The sequence below is a fragment of the Nostoc sp. genome, assembly GCF_036917755.1.
Taxonomy (GTDB): Bacteria; Cyanobacteriota; Cyanobacteriia; order Cyanobacteriales; family Nostocaceae; genus Nostoc.
Genome location: NZ_JBALFC010000156.1, coordinates 29,976 through 47,727, shown reverse-complemented (window position 1 = coordinate 47,727; position 17,752 = coordinate 29,976). Strand labels below are relative to the sequence as shown.

15 protein-coding genes and 2 pseudogenes are annotated in these 17,752 nt (G+C 42.6%); 9 read left to right on the top strand and 8 right to left on the bottom strand.

The features are described from left to right. Positions 1-94: 94 nt before the first annotated feature. A pseudogene (locus V7L05_RS33125) lies at positions 95-367 on the top strand (hypothetical protein); the annotation flags it as partial. A gap of 168 nt (positions 368-535) precedes the next feature. Further along, the gene (locus V7L05_RS33120) at positions 536-1,444 is read left to right on the top strand and encodes a DUF3153 domain-containing protein (protein WP_442937069.1); all 909 of its coding nucleotides are present in this window, start codon (positions 536-538) and stop codon (positions 1,442-1,444) included. A gap of 151 nt (positions 1,445-1,595) precedes the next feature. Here V7L05_RS33120 and V7L05_RS33115 read toward each other — a convergent pair whose 3' ends face one another. After that, the gene (locus V7L05_RS33115) at positions 1,596-2,216 is read right to left on the bottom strand and encodes a PepSY-associated TM helix domain-containing protein (RefSeq protein WP_335170515.1); all 621 of its coding nucleotides are present in this window, start codon (positions 2,214-2,216) and stop codon (positions 1,596-1,598) included. Positions 2,217-2,883: 667 nt separating this feature from the next. Here V7L05_RS33115 and V7L05_RS33110 point away from each other — a divergent pair. Further along, on the top strand, positions 2,884-3,501 hold the full coding sequence (locus V7L05_RS33110) for an FMN-dependent NADH-azoreductase (protein ID WP_335170514.1): 618 nt from the start codon (positions 2,884-2,886) through the stop codon (positions 3,499-3,501). Between the two features lie 85 nt (positions 3,502-3,586). On the opposite strand, the gene pdxH is transcribed toward V7L05_RS33110, so the two are convergent. After that, positions 3,587-4,231, bottom strand: a complete 645-nt coding sequence (pdxH, locus tag V7L05_RS33105; RefSeq protein WP_335170513.1) for a pyridoxamine 5'-phosphate oxidase — start codon at positions 4,229-4,231, stop codon at positions 3,587-3,589. A 127-nt stretch (positions 4,232-4,358) separates the two neighbouring features. Here pdxH and V7L05_RS33100 point away from each other — a divergent pair, with 127 nt between their 5' ends. The 4 genes from V7L05_RS33100 (at position 4,359) to V7L05_RS33085 (ending at position 8,333) form a co-directional block, all read left to right on the top strand. After that, a complete protein-coding gene (locus tag V7L05_RS33100) occupies positions 4,359-5,444 on the top strand; it encodes an AI-2E family transporter (RefSeq protein ID WP_335170512.1) in 1,086 nt (361 codons plus the stop codon). A 316-nt stretch (positions 5,445-5,760) separates the two neighbouring features. Then, the gene (locus V7L05_RS33095) at positions 5,761-6,591 is read left to right on the top strand and encodes a ScpA family protein (RefSeq protein WP_335170511.1); all 831 of its coding nucleotides are present in this window, start codon (positions 5,761-5,763) and stop codon (positions 6,589-6,591) included. Between the two features lie 237 nt (positions 6,592-6,828). Then, positions 6,829-7,998: an NDP-sugar synthase gene (locus tag V7L05_RS33090; RefSeq protein WP_335170510.1), complete on the top strand. Its 1,170-nt coding sequence runs from the start codon at positions 6,829-6,831 to the stop codon at positions 7,996-7,998. Between the two features lie 146 nt (positions 7,999-8,144). After that, positions 8,145-8,333 carry a hypothetical protein gene (locus V7L05_RS33085; protein ID WP_335170509.1) on the top strand — a complete coding sequence of 63 codons (189 nt, stop codon included), beginning with the start codon at positions 8,145-8,147 and terminating at the stop codon, positions 8,331-8,333. On the opposite strand, the gene speA is transcribed toward V7L05_RS33085, so the two are convergent. Further along, a complete protein-coding gene (gene speA / locus V7L05_RS33080; RefSeq protein WP_335170508.1) occupies positions 8,322-10,337 on the bottom strand; it encodes a biosynthetic arginine decarboxylase in 2,016 nt (671 codons plus the stop codon). The genes V7L05_RS33085 and speA overlap by 12 nt on opposite strands. Before the next feature lie 288 nt (positions 10,338-10,625). On the opposite strand from speA, the gene ndk reads away from it, so the two are divergent. Then, entirely contained in the window at positions 10,626-11,075 is a 450-nt protein-coding gene (gene ndk, locus V7L05_RS33075) for a nucleoside-diphosphate kinase (protein WP_335170507.1), read from the top strand. A 182-nt stretch (positions 11,076-11,257) separates the two neighbouring features. On the opposite strand, the gene V7L05_RS33070 is transcribed toward ndk, so the two are convergent. Next, positions 11,258-11,980, bottom strand: a complete 723-nt coding sequence (locus V7L05_RS33070) for a TerC family protein (RefSeq protein ID WP_334944517.1) — start codon at positions 11,978-11,980, stop codon at positions 11,258-11,260. Positions 11,981-12,266: 286 nt separating this feature from the next. Between V7L05_RS33070 and V7L05_RS34940 the strand changes: the two are divergent. After that, positions 12,267-12,395 (top strand): annotated as a pseudogene (locus tag V7L05_RS34940) (DUF433 domain-containing protein); the annotation flags it as partial. A gap of 14 nt (positions 12,396-12,409) precedes the next feature. On the opposite strand, the gene V7L05_RS33060 reads toward V7L05_RS34940, so the two are convergent. From V7L05_RS33060 to V7L05_RS33045, 4 genes are read right to left on the bottom strand one after another with little or no spacing between them, the layout of a single operon-like run. Further along, positions 12,410-13,843: an EH signature domain-containing protein gene (locus V7L05_RS33060; protein ID WP_442936966.1), complete on the bottom strand. Its 1,434-nt coding sequence runs from the start codon at positions 13,841-13,843 to the stop codon at positions 12,410-12,412. 12 nt (positions 13,844-13,855) lie between these two features. Further along, positions 13,856-14,521: an OmpA/MotB family protein gene (locus V7L05_RS33055; RefSeq protein ID WP_335170505.1), complete on the bottom strand. Its 666-nt coding sequence runs from the start codon at positions 14,519-14,521 to the stop codon at positions 13,856-13,858. Further along, entirely contained in the window at positions 14,499-16,787 is a 2,289-nt protein-coding gene (locus tag V7L05_RS33050; protein ID WP_335170504.1) for a hypothetical protein, read from the bottom strand. Before V7L05_RS33050 ends, V7L05_RS33055 begins: the two co-directional genes overlap by 23 nt. A 26-nt stretch (positions 16,788-16,813) precedes the next feature. Beyond that, complete coding sequence (locus tag V7L05_RS33045) at positions 16,814-17,125, bottom strand: hypothetical protein (RefSeq protein WP_335170518.1); 312 nt, start codon at positions 17,123-17,125, stop codon at positions 16,814-16,816. Positions 17,126-17,752 lie beyond the last annotated feature (627 nt).

The window sequence follows — 17,752 nt, the reverse complement described above, 5'->3', positions numbered from 1 at the left end:
AAGCTAAGAACATCGGGAGCCGTGTACACGGAAACGGGTACGCACGGATCTAACTGAGAGGTGCGCGGGATAATACCCGCCATCGACTCAACCCATCTTAAAAGCACCAAAGTTGAAAAGACCCAGCGAATGGATGACCCAAATTCCCGATTTGGGCGCACTACCCGATAATGAACTCAAAATTTCTGTCGCTGCTAAGTCTACAAAATCTTCTGTCCAGAAGAAGCCTAAACCTACCGAGCCAGAATTTGTTGACCTCAGTCAGGTCAATACCAGAGATAATCGCTTTATCTGGGTGGCGTTAATTGCCATTGGTTTAACCATCTCGTACTTGCTTTGGTTGAGTTTTTCAGGAAACCCTGGCTGATATCAATTTTGGATTTTGCGAAAAGTTGCGTGCGGGGGTTCCCCCCGTTGAGCAAACTTTTTAAGACGGATTTTAGATTAAAATTCTTTACCAAAACGGTGTTCTAGGAATCTAAAACAATACTAATAAGTCAAGATTGGTTAGAAAGTTTGACTTTTGGGGAGACTTATGGTTTTAACTTCTTCAATTTTCGGAAAGATTTTCTTGTGGTTAATCAGACCATTTAGTTTTGTGTTGCCAAAAAGGAAATTTCTCTCGCCACTGATTAGTCGAAATCGAATGAACCGCCTCTTTCCCATCCGAAATCCGATTCTGTGGGTAGTGCTGTTAACATCCCTGCTACTGTCTGGCTGTGTGAAGTACGATGTGGGGATTAATTTTAATAATTCAAATAGTGGTGAACTAGTACAGCATATTAAGTTGGGAGAACGGCTAACCAGTTTTAGTGGCGATTATGTGTACGAATGGTTGAATACCATAGAACGCCGTGCCCGTCAAATTGAGGGTAAAGCGCAACGAGTTTCCCAAGAAGAAATCATCGTCACAATTCCTTTTAGCAGTGGTAGGGAATTGCAAGAAAAGTTCAACGGATTTTTTAACTCCCGTGCGAATCAATCCTCTGAGACTGTGCAGAGCGAATCTGATTCAGAACTGCCGAAAATTGAATCAAACGTCCTCTTGGAGCAGAACAATTTTTTACTTTTAGTCCGAAATCGGTTGATTTATGATTTGGATTTGCGATCGCTCTCTTTAATTGCTAGCAAAGGTAACGTCCTAGCTAATGCTGGTTCAATTCTCGACTTGGAATTTAGCTTGAAAACTCCTTGGGGAGCCAAAAACATTCAACAAACTGAAACTGGAATACAGCCAGAAAAAAATGGCAATCAACTAGTGTGGAAACTCCAGCCTGGTGAGCTAAACCACATAGAAGCTGTTTTCTGGCTTCCTAGTCCACTTGGTATTGGTGGGTTGTTAATTATCCTGTTTGTCTGGGGAGGATTGTACTTGAGATACAATTTCATGCCAGATCCCAGAATTCAGTTTCCTGCTAAAGTAGCCGCGATTCAGCAACAGTAGACTATAGCGCTTCTCGTTTGATTGCGATAGACTTTGACCTCACTTCCATTCCTCTCTCCTAAAAGAATACTGTTGGCGAATTGATAGGGGGTCTAACCCATCAGCCCCAATCCATCTTAATTTCTTTAATTTCAGTGCGTTTCAACGTACTTTAGCTATTAGCCCGCAATTTATTGCAGGGCGGGAAAGCAACGCAAAGCCGAGGTTTTAGGGCTGGGGGGTTTAACCCCTCAGATATTCGCCAACAGTATCGCGCTCCAAAGGAATCCCAAATTTTCTCACCTAGAGATGCTTTTAACCCATTCTTCAGTTGCAAAATCTCACCTGTATAGTGATCTAGATAAATCTGGCTGTAGCCAAACTTCCAGCTTTCCTGGAGTAGTTTTTTGCCCACTGCGATCGCATCTTCCGGTTTTATTGCTAGCAAAACGTAAGTTGTAACTTCATCTGGTAATGCCGCATCTGCTTTTTGCAGCAGTTGTGTTACATTAAGTGGCGATTTACCAGTAATGTTTTGGGAAACAAGGTTAGATGGATTGGGAGTAGAGGTGAGTGCATAAATTATAGATTGTGTGAAATCATAAAAATTCCAACAGAAGCCGGTGAAGCTAATTAATCCCAAAAAAACAGCTACTATAATCCCTGAGACTTTATGGATGTCAAAGTTGACTCGTCGTGGATGTGCATTCCATTTAATTTTGAAGCCAGAAATCACCAAACACAGCCAAATATTAGACGACAACTCTTGAATCCTCACAATAATTCCCCACACTCCAGTAACTAAAACCCTCTTTGTTGAGAGAATTTCTGAATAAACTCAAAATTGAGATTAGAGGAATTAGATGAGTCGCGTCTACCCCAATACAGAACTAATTATCGCCAAGCGTATATCCTTTGCCCAGTTGCTTGGGTACTTGACAATAGGATTCAAATGGCTCTGACAAGTTTTGCTGGCTATTTTGTCTAGCTTCTGCCCAAAGCTCTCTTTCCTGTTACGGCGTTAGGGTAATTGTCATAGCTGGCGATTGGTAGATGCTTCTAAATTAATGACAGTGATTATCAATAAATTTACCACGATTTATTCGTAACTATTGTTTGTTTTGAAGACAAAAAAAAGAGTATAGAACTGAAAAAATAGCAGAAGGGGTTAATATTGCAGAAAAAAAATTGTCTGTCATTGAAGACGTTATTACAACAGGTGGTTAGGTTGTAAAAAGTACAGAAGCGCTGCGGAATGCGGGAGCGATCGCGGACTTCGTAATTTGCGTCATCTGGCGTGGAAGTAAACAAGACAACAGTCTTGAAAAAGCTGGGATTCAAAAACTTCCTCTGTTTGACATGGAAGAACTTTCGGCATGGATGGAACTATCTTGAAGCCCACAGTTACAATATTTTTGAACAACGACCCTAAAAATACTTAGCTAATCAGGAGATATTTGGTGGTAAACATTCTACATATTGATTCCAGCCCCCGTGCTGAACGATCGCACTCAAGAGAACTATCTAAGGAATTCGTCAGTAGTTGGAAAGCAGCGCACCCTGAAGATGCGATCGCCTATCGAGATTTAGGGCATCACCCAGCTCCTCACGTTGATGAAGCTTGGATTGCAGCTGCATTTTCACCACCAGAAACCCATACTCCAGAATTAACTGAGGCAATCAGGATTTCTGAGGAGTTGGTAGATGAATTTTTAGCTGCCGATCGCTACGTCTTTGGAGTGCCAATGTATAACTTTAATATACCTTCCACTTTCAAGGCTTACATCGACCAAATCGTTCGTATTAACCGGACTGTTGCAATAGAAGCTCAAGGTTTTAGAGGGTTAGTCGAGGGTAAAAAGGCAGTTATCATTACAGCTAGCGGCGGTGACTATAGTGCAACATCCCCTGCTGCTGCCTATAACTTTCAAGAACCATACCTGCGGGCGATTTTCGGGTTTATTGGGCTTACAGATATTCAATTTATTAACGCTAATAGCCTGAATGAAGGTGATGCCCGTACCCAATCTCTATCAGAAGCACGGGCAGCAATTCAAGATGCGATCGCTCAGTGGTAAGAGGCAGAGGGGCAGGGGGAGATGAGGGAGCAGGGGAAGTAAATTCTTCCTCATCTCCCTCATCCCCCTCATCCCCCTCATCCCTTCAAGGTGACAACCGCTCAATTTTCCAAGTGCCATTATCTAAACGGCTATAGAGCAAGCGATCGTGCAGACGGCTAGAGCGTCCTTGCCAAAACTCAATTTTTGTGGGGATCACTCGTAAGCCTCCCCAATGAGGCGGTCGAGGAATCTCCTCATTTTCATATTTACTGTGAAACTCCTGCAAGCGTCGCTCCAAAACTTCTCGGCTTTCTATCACCTCGCTTTGATTAGATACCCACGCACCCAGGCGACTGTTGGCAGGGCGAGTGTGAAAATACTCGTCAGACTCAGTTTCGGAAACTTTCTCCACATACCCACTAATTCGGACTTGACGCTCCAGTTCTGCCCACCAGAAGACTAAAGCCGCCTGGGGATTTTCTGCAAGTTCTTGTCCTTTGTGACTGTTGTAGTTGGTGAAAAAGGCAAAGCCCCGTTGATCAAAATCCTTGAGTAACACCATTCTGGCTAAGGGCTTACCGTCTGGTGTAGCAGTAGCAATGGTCATGGCATTGGGTTCAGGAAGTTGCGCTGCTAGAGCCTGATCGAACCATTTTTTAAATTGGATAAAAGGATTGAGGTCAACTTCGAGTTCGCTCAAACCTTCCAAGGTATAGTCTTTGCGAAGGTCAGCTACAGTTTTGTCCATTGTGATTTTGTTCCTTATTATCAGATACGCTTATACTTGTCTTTGTTAAAAATATCTATGATGATGATCAACGCCATCAAGAATTTTTAAAATTCTCTCAAGGTATATCTAAAATAGGTTGCATAAGATGCGCCGTTCGGCCTCCCTTCAACGCCTGTTAATTTATGGTCTGAGCGGTCCCATTATCGCTCTCAATGTCTGGCTGCTGTCTGTGCTTTTTCGCTATTTCCAGCATCCCATTACCATCTTGAGCATTGCGGCGATTCTGGCTTTTCTGCTAAATTACGCGGTTAAGTTCTTTGAACGTGCTCGGATCACCCACACTCAGGCGGTGATCATAGTTTTACTTGCAACGTTAACCCTCTTTGGGATTCTGGGCATTACCCTAGTGCCGTTGATCATTGACCAAACAATCCAACTCTTAAATAAGATCCCTGATTGGTTAACCACCAGTCAAGCAAATCTAAAGCAATTTGAGATGCTGGCAGAGAAACGACATTTGCGAATTGATCTGAGTGTTGTGAGCAGTCAAATCAATGCCAACATTCAGAATGTGGTGCAACAGCTAGCTTCTGGTGCAGTGGGATTTGCTGGAACACTGCTGTCAGGATTACTTGACGTAGTGTTAGTTATCGTGCTTGCATTTTATATGCTTTTATATGGCGATCGCGTCTGGTATGGTCTAATCAATCTTTTGCCCTCTAATATTGGAGATCCTCTCGGCAGATCCTTGCGCCTAAATTTCCAAAACTTCTTCCTCAGCCAGTTGTTGCTAGGACTGTTCATGGTGCTAACCCTGACGCCAATTTTCTTAGTGATCAAGGTGCCCTTTGCCCTGTTGTTTGCCATGTTAATTGGTATTTCAGAACTCATTCCCTTTATCGGCGCGTCTCTAGGTATTGGTCTGGTGACGATTTTAGTACTTCTGCAAAATTGGTGGTTGGCAGTTCAAGTTGCGATCGCGGCAATTCTCATGCAGCAGCTTAAAGATAACCTGTTAGCGCCCAGGTTACTCGGCAACTTTATCGGACTGAATCCGATCTGGATTTTTGTGGCTATTTTGATGGGATTTGAGATTGCTGGGTTGTTGGGGACGCTTGTTGCTGTTCCCATTGCTGGTACTATTAAAGGCACTTTCGATGCGATCAAGAGCGGCAAGCCGAGTGACTTTGTATCAACTGTCACTGTTGCCCATGACCCGCCCCCCGATTAAGGAGCAGGGGGAGATGAGGGGGATGAGGGAGATGAGGGGGACAAGGAAGAATTATTGAACAAGTTTCTTCCTTAATGCCCAATGCCCCATGCCCAATGCCCCATGCCCAATCCCCAATCCCCAATCCCCAAGTCAAAAGTTGCACAATCTGATCTGACAATTCACAATGGTGATTGATTACAAATTTCAGAGGATACTGCTAGCAGGCGATTCCTGATCAAGCAAATGTATAAAGTACACGCTTTGCCAATAGTCAATGAGTTTAGTGTTGAATTTACGGTCTTCTGATTCTGATTAATTAACTTAAAACCCGTTGATGGAAGCTTCCGAGCTATTAGAAACAATCACACTCTTGATTTATCAAGCCCAGCAGGGGGAAATTGATCCTTGGGATGTCCAAGTGATTGAGGTGATTGACCGTTACTTAGAACTGATGGCACCGGAGGCAATAGGAAGAGGCTATGAAGCGGACTTGTCTCAATCTGGACAGGCATTTTTGTCAGCATCAATGCTGGTATTATTCAAAGCTAATACCTTGATGCAATTGTCAACAGTAGGAGATGCAGAAGATGGTGTAGTAGATGATGCTCTGTTATTGGGAGAAGACGGTGTATCACATCAGGGTCATCGTCTACCATTAGAACGGCAATTGCGTCGTCGTCCATCGGCAATGCCGCCACCAAAGCGCCGGGTGACTCTGCAAGAGTTAATCGAGCAATTGCAGATTATGGCGAACCAACTGAAACTGGTAGAAAAAGTCAGCAAACCTATCCGTCCCAGACGTCAGCCTAGCGTCCAAAGTATGCGGGAGGCGCTGGAGTTAGCTCACCAGGAAAATCTGACTGAAGTCGCCAGGGAACTAGAGCAGGTGTTGAATTTGTCAGCAACAGAGTTAAGTTTAGAAAAAAATTGGCTGAATTTAGAACAACTTGTAGAATTGTGGACTCAGACAAAGCTTCCCAATCAAAATGCGTCTGGACATGAGTCTAAATACAGTAATCTAGTTAGCGTTTTCTGGGCGCTACTACTACTCTCGGCTCAATCGAAAGTAGAGCTATTTCAAGAGGAGTTTTACCATGAGATTAAAATTCGCTTACTTAGAGATTCAGCGAATACCTGTGAACCTCTTGAACACCCGATGAACTAAGGAAGCCAAAAGTAGCTAGCCCTACAGATAATTTACAGATTTTTGATTCAGCCCCAAAATCCGAGTAAATTGAAATGATAAGCGATCGCTTATCATCTAAGTATAGTTATGGTTGCAATAACCACTAAATTACTGTTATCCCTGTTTTGAGAGATAACTTAGAGCAGAAATAAAAACTGATGATTAGCTTATCACTTGATAAAAGTAAACTGGCTTGTGGTTGAGGAATAAATTTTTATGAAAGCGATGATTCTCGCGGCTGGTAAAGGTACTCGCGTGCGCCCGATTACCTATACAATTCCCAAACCGATGATTCCCATCCTGCAAAAGCCAGTGATGGAGTTCTTGCTGGAACTGTTACGCAAACATGGATTTGACCAAATTATGGTCAACGTTAGTCATTTGGCTGAGGAAATAGAAAACTATTTTCGTGATGGTCAACGGTTTGGCGTGCAGATTGCCTATTCCTTTGAAGGGAAAATTGATGACGACGGTAAACTAGAAGGGGAAGCTATCGGTTCAGCTGGAGGAATGCGCCGCATCCAAGACTTCTCACCGTTTTTTGATGATACTTTTGTGGTTTTATGCGGTGATGCTTTGATTGACTTGGATTTAACTGCGGCGGTTAAATGGCATAGAGCTAAAGGAGCGATCGCTACTATTATTACGAAATCTGTCCCCAAGGAAGAAGTTTCTAGCTACGGTGTAGTTGTGACTGACGAAGACGGTCGCATCAAAGCTTTCCAAGAAAAACCTTCAATTGAAGAAGCCCTCAGCACCAACATCAACACAGGTATTTACATCTTTGAGCCAGAGGTTTTTAACTATATTCCCTCTGGTATAGAATATGACATTGGTAGCCAATTATTTCCCAAATTGGTAGAAATCAAAGCCCCTTTCTACGCCATCCCTATGGACTTTGAATGGGTAGATATTGGTAAAGTCCCAGACTATTGGCGGGCGATTCGCGGTGTACTGCTGGGTGAAATCAAAAATGTGCAAATCCCCGGTCATGAAGTCGCCCCTGGCATCTACACTGGCTTAAATGTCGCCGTAAATTGGGACAAAGTGGATATCACAGGCCCAGTTTACATTGGTGGTATGACGAGAATCGAAGACGGAGCTAAAATTGTCGGGCCAGCGATGATTGGCCCCAATTGTTGGATATGTAGTGGCGCAACAGTCGAAAACAGCGTGATTTTTGAATGGTCACGCCTGGGTCCAGGAGTCCGGTTAGTCGATAAGCTGGTGTTTGGACGTTATTGCGTGGATAAAACTGGGGCTGCGATCGATGTTCAAGCGGCTGCTTTAGACTGGCTGATTACCGACGCTCGTCAGACAGTACCATCACATACCCCTGTTGAGCGACAAGCGATAGAGGAATTGTTGGGGACAAATGTAAATTAGGGAATGGGGCATGGGGCATGGGGCATGGGGAATAGAGAGACAAGAGAGACAAGGGAGAGTGAGAATTTTAGATTTTAGATTTTGGATTAAAGAATTGAAATTTAATCCAAAATCGTCAATCCCTTCTCCCAAGGGGAGCCACTGCGGTGGACGGGTTCCCCGGCATAAAGGAGCCAGCGCGTTGGGCGGCTCTGCCGACTTGTAGCGACTGGCGTCAAGTGGCGTGGAAACCCCCTGTTCCCGCGCTGCTTCACCAAAATCCAAAATTGAATTGCCCAATGCCCAATGCCCAATGCCCCATGCCCAATCCCCAATGCCCAATTCTAACTATTTAGATACGTGTATCTTCTGAGACTCTGCTCGTAGGTTTGTAGCAGTCGCTGAGATTCCGCTAAGGTGATGCGCTTTTCTTCTAATGCTTTCTCGCAACGCTGGCGAATGTTTTCCACCATGTCTTCCGAGTCATACTGGACGTAGCTCACAACTTCGCTCATGGTGTCGCCTTTGACAACGTGTTCAATTTGGTAGCCTTTGGGTGTCAATTGGATGTGAACGGCGTTGGTGTCGCCAAATAGGTTGTGCAAATTGCCCATGATTTCTTGGTAAGCTCCATTCAAGAACATCCCCAAATAATAGGGTTCTCCAGGCTTGTAGGTGTGCAACTCTAAAACCGACTTGACATCGCGTAGGTCAATAAAGCGGTCGATTTTACCATCACTGTCGCAGGTGAGGTCTGCTAAAATTCCTCGGCGCGTTGGTTCTTCATCCAAGCGATGTATCGGCATAATTGGGAATAGCTGATCGATCGCCCAGCAATCTGGTGCTGATTGAAACACTGACATATTCACGTAGTAGATGGAAGCCATAATTTTCTCTAGGTCTTCCAGTTCATCGGGTACGTATTCTTGCTGTCTAGTAATGTTAAGAATTTTCTGACAACAAGCCCAGTAGAGGCGTTCGGCTTTGGCTCGTTCTCTGAGGCGTAAAATTCCTAAGTTGAAGCGGCTGATGGCTTCTTCTTTGAATTGGGCAGCGTCGTGATACAACTCTTGGTAATTCTCTTGGTTGATGGATTGGTAGCTTTCCCAAAGATAATTAATAATTGGGGATTCTCCCTCTTGTGGAGGTTCTGGCGCGTCGAGGGGGACATCGCTAGTACTGAGAACATCAAAAATCAGTAGCGATTGATGGGAAGCGAGCGCTCGTCCACTTTCACTAATCAGTGTTGGTACGGTAATTTGCCGTTCAGCACAGGTATCTTTTAACTCTGCCACGATGTCGTTGGCATAGTTCTGCATATTGTAATTTTTCGATGCATAGAAGTTGGTTTGGGAGCCGTCGTAATCTACGCCCAAGCCACCACCAACATCAAGGTATTTCATATCCGCCCCCAGCATCGACAATTCTACATAAATGCGGCTGGCTTCTTGAATGGCATCTTTAATTACATTAATGGCAGAGATTTGTGAGCCGATGTGGAAGTGCATCAACTGCAAAGAATCGAGGAGGTTAGCTTCCCGTAACTTGTCAACAGCCTCGATGATCTCAGGCATTGTCAAACCAAATTTAGCGCGATCGCCACTAGAGGCTCCCCAACGTCCCATGCCTTGGGTACTGAGTTTAGCACGAACACCTAATATCGGCTTAATACCTAACTGGCGATTGGCATCAATCACCAAATCAACCTCTTCAATCTGTTCTATGACGATGATTGGTGTTTGCCCTAGTCTTTGGGCTAACATTGCCGTTTCGATGTATTCTCGGTCTTTGTAGCCGTTGCAAACTAACAATGCTCCTGGTGTATCCAAGACAGCCAGAGCAATCATTAATTCTGGCTTGGAACCGGCTTCTAAACCAAATTGATGGGGCTTGCCAAATTTCACTAAATCCTCAATCAAATGCCGCTCTTGGTTGCACTTGACGGGAAACACACCACGGTAGATACCAGGGTAGTTGTAGCGGGCGATCGCTTTATTAAAACAAGCATTCAACCGCTCAATCCGATCTTCCAAAATATCGGAAAAGCGAATTAACATGGGAAGTCCCAAGTTGCGCTGTTTCATGGCGTTGACCAATTCAAACAAGTCTAGAGAACCCCCGCGATCGCCCTTGGGTGCAACGGTGACGTGACCAGCAGCGCTAATGGAAAAATAAGGTTGTCCCCAACCTTCAATCCGGTATAACGCTTCGCTATCCTCAATTTTCCAGGAGCGAGGTAAATCTCCTGTGGTAGGACTAGGTGGTAACAGTTTTTTGTGCTTATGATTTTTCACTTCAGATTTCTGTCCATTGGACGGTAGTACCACCTCGTCAGATGTAGCAGTTGATTCAACACCCATTTACTTCCTAACCTCTGTTTTTCACCCACAAATTAACAATTTAGCGCATTCATCTGGGAACGTATATGCACCTAAAGATAATTTCTGAGATAAACTCTGATTGGTCATTAGTCATTGGTCATTGGTCATTAGTCATTGGTCATTAGTACAAAACCCTTGGACTCTTGACAGAGGACGAAGAACAAATGACAAATAACAAAGAGAGTAGTCTGAGATAAGACTTCCTTAGCTCAGAACTTCGGGGACAATTGACTAAATAAAAAATTCATTAAGTTTTTGGAGATCGCTTTGGAACGCACATTCTTAGCAATTAAGCCTGATGGAGTACAGCGTGGATTGGTGGGGGAAATTATCCGTCGCTTTGAAACTAAAGGTTTTACCCTAGTTGGTTTAAAGTTCCTGAAAGTCAGTCGGGAATTGGCCGAACAACACTATGGTGTTCACCGAGAACGTCCCTTTTTTGGTGGTCTAGTGGAATTTATCACTTCTAGCCCAGTGGTGGCGATGGTATGGGAAGGTGATGGCGTCATTGCATCTGCCAGAAAGATTATTGGTGCGACAAACCCCTTAACAGCAGAGCCGGGAACGATTCGCGGTGATTTTGGCCTGAATATTGGTCGCAACTTGATCCACGGTTCTGATGCTCAAGAAACCGCGCAAGTGGAAATAGCCCTATGGTTTAAGGATGAAGAATTAGTTAATTGGCAACCACACTTAACGCCTTGGTTGCACGAGTAAAACATTAGGGAGTGGGGAGTGGGGAAGGTGGGGCCCCCTCTGGGGATAAGGGGTAATGGGGAATGGAGGGAGTAAATAAACAATTATTATTCTCCCTCATCTCCTTCATCTCCCTCATCTCCCTCATCTCCCTCATCTCCCTCATCTCCCTCATCTCCCTCATCTCCCTCATCTCCCTCATCTCACTTCGAGACTTCGCTCTTTTCTGGTTCTACTTGGGGTAATTGGGTGCCAATACGCTTGGAAAATCCCCAGCCTAAAATTAGGAAGATGGCAGGAATCATGATCCATTCTGGTGGAACTAAATCATCGTTCACCACTTTCAACAACAATCGCAAGCCCACTAACGCTACAGTTACATAGCCTGCATCTTCTAGGTTTTCAAATTCGTCTAGCCAACGGATAAACAATCCCGCCATGAATCGCAGCGTAATAATACCAACTGTTGCACCCGTCAGCACCAACCATTTTTCTTGAGAAACTGCGATCGCAGTTGTCACACTATCCAAAGAAAATGCCAAATCTGTAAATGCAATCACGGGTATCGCTTGCAACAACGAACTAAAACGCGGCTCGTGATGGCCATCGTCTTCACTTTCTTGAGAGGTAAAGTGTTGGAATACCAACCACAGCAGGTAAGCAGCGCCCAATAATTCAAATTGCCAAAATTGTTGCACCCAGGTGGCGGTAAGAATTAGGGTGATTCGCAGCACATAGGCAACGACTAAACCAAAGTTGAGGGCCTTACGCTCAAGTTCTTTGTCTTCTAGCCCTTGAGCGATCGCAGCCAGGGCGATCGCATTATCGGCAGATAACACCGCCTCTAAAAATATCAGGATCAGCAGAACTATCGGGGCTTCAACGCTGAAATGAAAGTTGAGGTAATCAAAAATTTGGTCTAGCATTCCGGGTTTCTCAAGCAGAAAAAATTAAAATTTGACAAGAACAGAGATTTTCATGTTAAGAAGCGCAATAAATTGCTACTCTAATTCAGCTTAACGTGGTTGTGGTGCATTTTGAAGGGGGTTGAATGTGTGCGATCGCAGTGCTACTAGAGGATCTTAAGTGTTATTTGATACATAAAACTTTTTAATATTTAGCTGAATGCGATCGTAATGGACTGCCGTCATTTCGCATCTAGAATTAGAATATGAGAACAAACATATCGTCATAATTTATGAATATTTCTTTATGAATGACACACTTCTACAACGCATTACTCATAATCCAGATATCTGCCACGGCAAACCCTGTATTCGAGGACTTCGTTATCCAGTTGAGTTTATTTTGGAACTGCTCAGTTCTGGTATGACTACTGAGGAAATATTGAAAGATTATGACGATTTAGAATTTAAAGATATTTTGGCTGTCTTCTTATTTACTGCGGCTCTAGCTTCCCGTTCCAGATATTCAATTTCTCTTTTCCACTGCTCAAGCCTGTTTTTTCGCAGTTGCAATTGATCTGCTGTAGGGTTTCTGGAAGGCTGGGTATTTGGATTAGGCAGAATTCCATAATTTTTAAGCCAAGTGGGGGTAAATTCCTGCACCTGCCAAAGATAAACATGATCGTGCTTATCACCACCTAGACAGCGAATACGTTTGACTGAAAGGGTGGATTCACCAAAAAGGATTTGCTCATTTGTGGAATTTTTAGGAAACAGGCGCGTCTCACCACCTCTTCCACGAAAGAATTCGACTACAAACCACTCACCAAAATCGAATATACAAACCTCTGTTGGGTCGCTACCATCATCCTCTAACAGATCAACATCATCTTGGATTTGATACCCTATGGCAATTTGTGATGTCTTGGGTAACAAGATGCGAAGCCGTTCAAAGCGGTTACTATAATTAGCCCAAAAGTCTCTGCGACTACGTAGCCGATTTGACTCGAAGTCTGGTAAATCGAGCTTGTTCAATATTAGATTTACTAACTTTTGGAAATCACCATAATTGATACCTCCAATCCACTCTCGAAGTCGTTGCCTTGCTGGATCTGAGAGTTTATACCAATTGTCACCATTTCTATAGTTATTTCGCAACCAATCAACCAGTAAAGAATGATTGTTTGCTATATCATTGGAAACATTAGTGAGCAAATGATTAACAGCTTTTATTTGCTGGCTATCTGACATTTCATCCAAACAACTTAACAGCCATTTTACCTGCTGCTGATTTGTAGAGCGAATTGTAGTAAAATAGGGAGTTATATCTTCTGTGAATTTGCTGAATAATGGAATCCAAACAGGTAAATCTTCTCTGATTGTGTTTAGTAATTCAGCTCGATTAACACGCTGTTCACAAGCAATTTTTGCTAATTCTCTACCTGCTTGTTTACTGCAAAGCGCCCGAATAATTTTAACTGATAGCAGGTGACTAACTAAGTCAGAATTAGCAAAGACATCAAAAGATTCAGCTAGAGACTCTGCTAACGCCTGTTCTTGCTGATCACCATAATAAAGAGCTAAACGCCACAATAGCTGATGTTGCAACCATAAATTAGAAATTGCTACCTTCCAAATAGCTGCTGATGTTTTCCTGCATCGGTCAAGATTTTGCTGATCCCACTGTGCTTTAGCATGGATGCAGTAAATCCAGTCCAACTGACTTACTTGATCAGCTTTAACCTGTTCAATAGCTTCCAATATTTTATCAACATTTGGTATTGATATTGTTGCATCTGGTAACTTACTTGCAAGCTGAATAAGTTGATTAGGGCTACACTGAGGAGTTTCAGGTAGGGAAGGAATGGAAAACTGAGAATTCAAGGTGTTTCTCCTTTAAAGAGAGGTTTTCAGGATATCTTTCTTTAACTCATCACTGCGAAACTGAAAGCGGAAAACTACCTTGCGATCGCCTGGATTATCACGTTTCTTGTCAGATTCAATTTCTCCACGACCAGCAGCTAATATTTTCTGACTTAAAGGTGCTTTGGTAGAGAAACTCATATCATAAAAAATGTATGTGTAAACTGATGATGCTCGCAACAAACTTAGTTGTAGATTGGTTTTGTCGTCTCCATCTGAGCTAGTATGACCTTCTATAACTACCCGGCTAATTTCCTGAGCAAATTCTGGTTTGGAGAAAATAACACCACTGTAAACAGGAATAAAGCGGCGTAGAAAGGCTTTACCTTCTGCTTTAAGTTCTGTACTTCCCTTGGCAAAAAGAATTGATTCTTGGATACTGACATCCCCATTATCGGGGTTGACTTTGACATTGATATTGTTGCTTTTCATCTGTCCCACAACATTACCAATTACTACCCGTTTTGGTACATCCTTTTCTGCAAGCTGGAGTAGTGCAGTGATAAACAGCAAAGCAAAAAACATTAGTAAACTAGACATCAGATCGGCAATAGACAAATAGATACTAGAGTCATCATCCTCTATAATTTCTGCATCAACTTCACTTCTGATAAAATCATCCATGATTGCTTCCTGCATTACGAAATTGGCGGTTATCATTTGCAGCAGCCAGGACTTTTGCTGTCTCTAGTAAATCTCCGCAAACTCTAGCCATAGAAGTATCTGCTTGTTGGAAAAAGTTTACCTGTGAATCAACACTCCTTTGCATAGAAACTTCAAGATGACTCTGCCAAGACTGAAGGCTATGGTCAAATTTTTGATTCAAATCCCTGTATGAATTGTCTACTATTTGCACTTGCTGACCAATACCACGAGCAAGATTTTCTAGTTGCATTAGTCGTTGTGCATCATTTAATCCAGCTGCACTAACTAATCTGTTAATTTGTTCGACAGACCTCTGAATGTTAATCATACTTTCGTCTATTTCTCGAGTCAATTCACTACGTCTTTGAAATTCCTCTCTGAAGACTTGATCAAGATTGTTCACAACCCCAGATAATCCTTCCTGTTGTCTGCCTAGTGTCCCCTCAAGTAAGTTGTTTTGTTCTTGAAAAAACATCTGTAAATTCGCTTGATATTCTTGCCGGAATGTTGTCAAATCTTCCTCTACTGTTTGGCGGGTGGCTGTCAGTGTTGCGTCGATATTTCCTAAAGTAGCCAGAAGATTATCCTTCGCATCATTCATCAATCCAGAGGCTTGATTACCCACTGTTTGTAGAGTATTAGTTTGCTCATGAAAGGTTCTATTTGCTTGGGTAAGAATTTGGATAATTCCAGTCTGAGTAGCTTGAAGCATTTGCTTTTCTACTGTTGCGCGTTCTTGTAGCGCTGTCTGAAGTTCCTCTCGAATTCCTCGGAAAGTAGCAGCAGCTTGCACTGCACTGGCTTCAAAAGCGCTTCGCTGGGCTGTCATTCCCTGGATACTCTGATCTACAGCTCGATTAATTTCGTGAGATGTTTGTTGTAGAATTCCGGTAGTTTCAGTTTGGAATTGACTCAAAGTTTGTCCCATATTGTTAGCAAATCCTTGAAGCATTTGCTTTTCTACTGCTGCGCGTTCTTGTAGCGCTGTCTGAAGTTCCTCTCGAATTCCTCGGAAGGTAGCAGCAGCTTGCACTGCACTGGCTTCAAAAGCGCTTCGCTGGGCTGTCATTCCCTGGATACTCTGATCTACAGCTCGATTAATTTCGTCGGCTGTTTGTTGTAAAACACCTTTTGTATCTGTTTGAAATTGATTTAGAGTGTTTCCCAAATTGTTAGCAAATCCCTGGAGTTCTACCAAAGTCTCTTTTTGAAAGTTCTGAATTGTCAAGATGGAACTTGCCAAATTTTGAGAGATACCACCGAGTTCCTTATGCAGGGTCAACACCGCGCTGGAAGCTTGCTGGGTTAACTCTGCACTTTTATCTAGTCGATCTGCAATGGGTTCGAGTACCTGAATTCGTAAATCTTTGATGAGTTCTTCTAAAACTCTCTGTCCCTGGTTTTCTTGAATTTCTCGGAGTTTTTTCTGTTCTTTGAACATTTCTCCCAAGGCTGGCTTAATCTGCTGACCTATAGCTTGACCTATAGCTTGGGCTGACAACTGATTTAAACCTGCAAACTGTTCTGCAATACTTCTACCTACAGATTGACCAATGGCTTCAGCACTCGGTTGATTTAAGCCTGAGAATTTATCTCCTACACGGATAAATGCCTCAACTAGATCACTATTGTTATTGTCTGTTGTTTTTAAGGTTGCGATCGCCTTCAATTTTTGACGCAAACTATCACGTCGTTCCTGCCGTACTGAATCACACCCAAACAAAACTAGAAGAAATAAGCTACCAGAACCAAGCCCCATCATGGAAGTAGAGAAAGCTGTTTTCATTCCCCCCAGTAGCTCTTTACTGGCAGTCATTAGTTGTTTGGGATCGTCTGTAGATAAATTGATTCCTTGGAGTCCCAGTTGTATACCATAAAAGGTTCCTAAAAGACCAATTGCAGTACACAAGGTTGTCACGAAGCGTAGGGAACTACGAGGTATTGCTTGGGCTAACACAGATGGATACTTTATCAGTACGAACTTGCCATCTTGTTGTCTGAATCTACTAGAGTCATCAGTTCCTAGATGGTCTTTTAACCAACGACTATCCTTTTCTAAAAGCTTGACATTTTTACCATTTTTACCATTTTTCAAATTACTCAAAAATTTAATCGGGGTTTCAGTTGTGCCACACTCTGAGCGCCAATACTGCCATAATGTACAAAGTTCGATAATAATTGCAATTATTAACACAAAAGCAATTGTCCAATGAAAAGGTTCGTTATGCCAAATAATTTTCCAAACTTTTGCTATTTCCATAGATTACCTTCTCTGATTTATGTTGATTAAACATTTTTGAATTGGACTAATTCTTTATCCGTAAGAACTTTTTGAGCTATCCGTATTGGCAGATGTTCTGCATATAGGCGGGTTCCTATAGGTTCCCGGAGGCATAAGCTATAAAGTCGCTCACCCTCTGCCTTTTTGTCTTCAATTAGATAAACCTGTTCTGGTGCATAGCTTCGCAACAAACGTACTTGCAAACAGGTTTTTAAATCCTGCGAAGAAGTAGATAGGGGTGAATCATGTCCAAATAATTCACAAGCTACTTTCCAAGCGTGGTTAATCGCCACAATCTCATTAACCAATTTCTCCACAGAGGGGTACAAAAGTTCCGCAGTTTCATCAATCAATGCTTTTGACCTACTTGCCTGAGATTCGATAGGTTTATTGTTCCCAAAGATGGAAGCTTATTTAACTTTTTTTGCTAAAGTTATAAAGTAATTTTTGATGTCAAACTGCTCTTTAGGCGGTGAAAAGGTGTATGATATATGATGGCTTTCGTCAGGCACAGAAAACCTGAAATAATGCGTTACGCTAATGCGGTAACACACTCTACACCTATAGCGGTTTTATACTTAATATTTTCCAGGTTATGCCAGAGAAAAAGCAAACAAAGCCTGCGTAAGTAGGCTTTGTTTATAAACTATTGATTTTTAGTCTAGAGGAAGACCAAAAACTAAATTCTCCATTAAAAGATAGGGTTATTAGCCTAGAAATACGGTACTATGATTTTCATATTAAAAAGCGCAATAAATTGCTACTCTAATCCAGCTTAACGTGGTTGTGGTGCATTTTGAATGGGGTTGAATGTATGCGATCTCAGTATCCGTAGGATATTTGTAGTATTATTGTATATAGTGAAAATTTGAACATCTTACTTAATGCGATCGTAATGGACTGCTGTCAGTTCGCATCTATAATTAGAATATGAGAACAAAAAT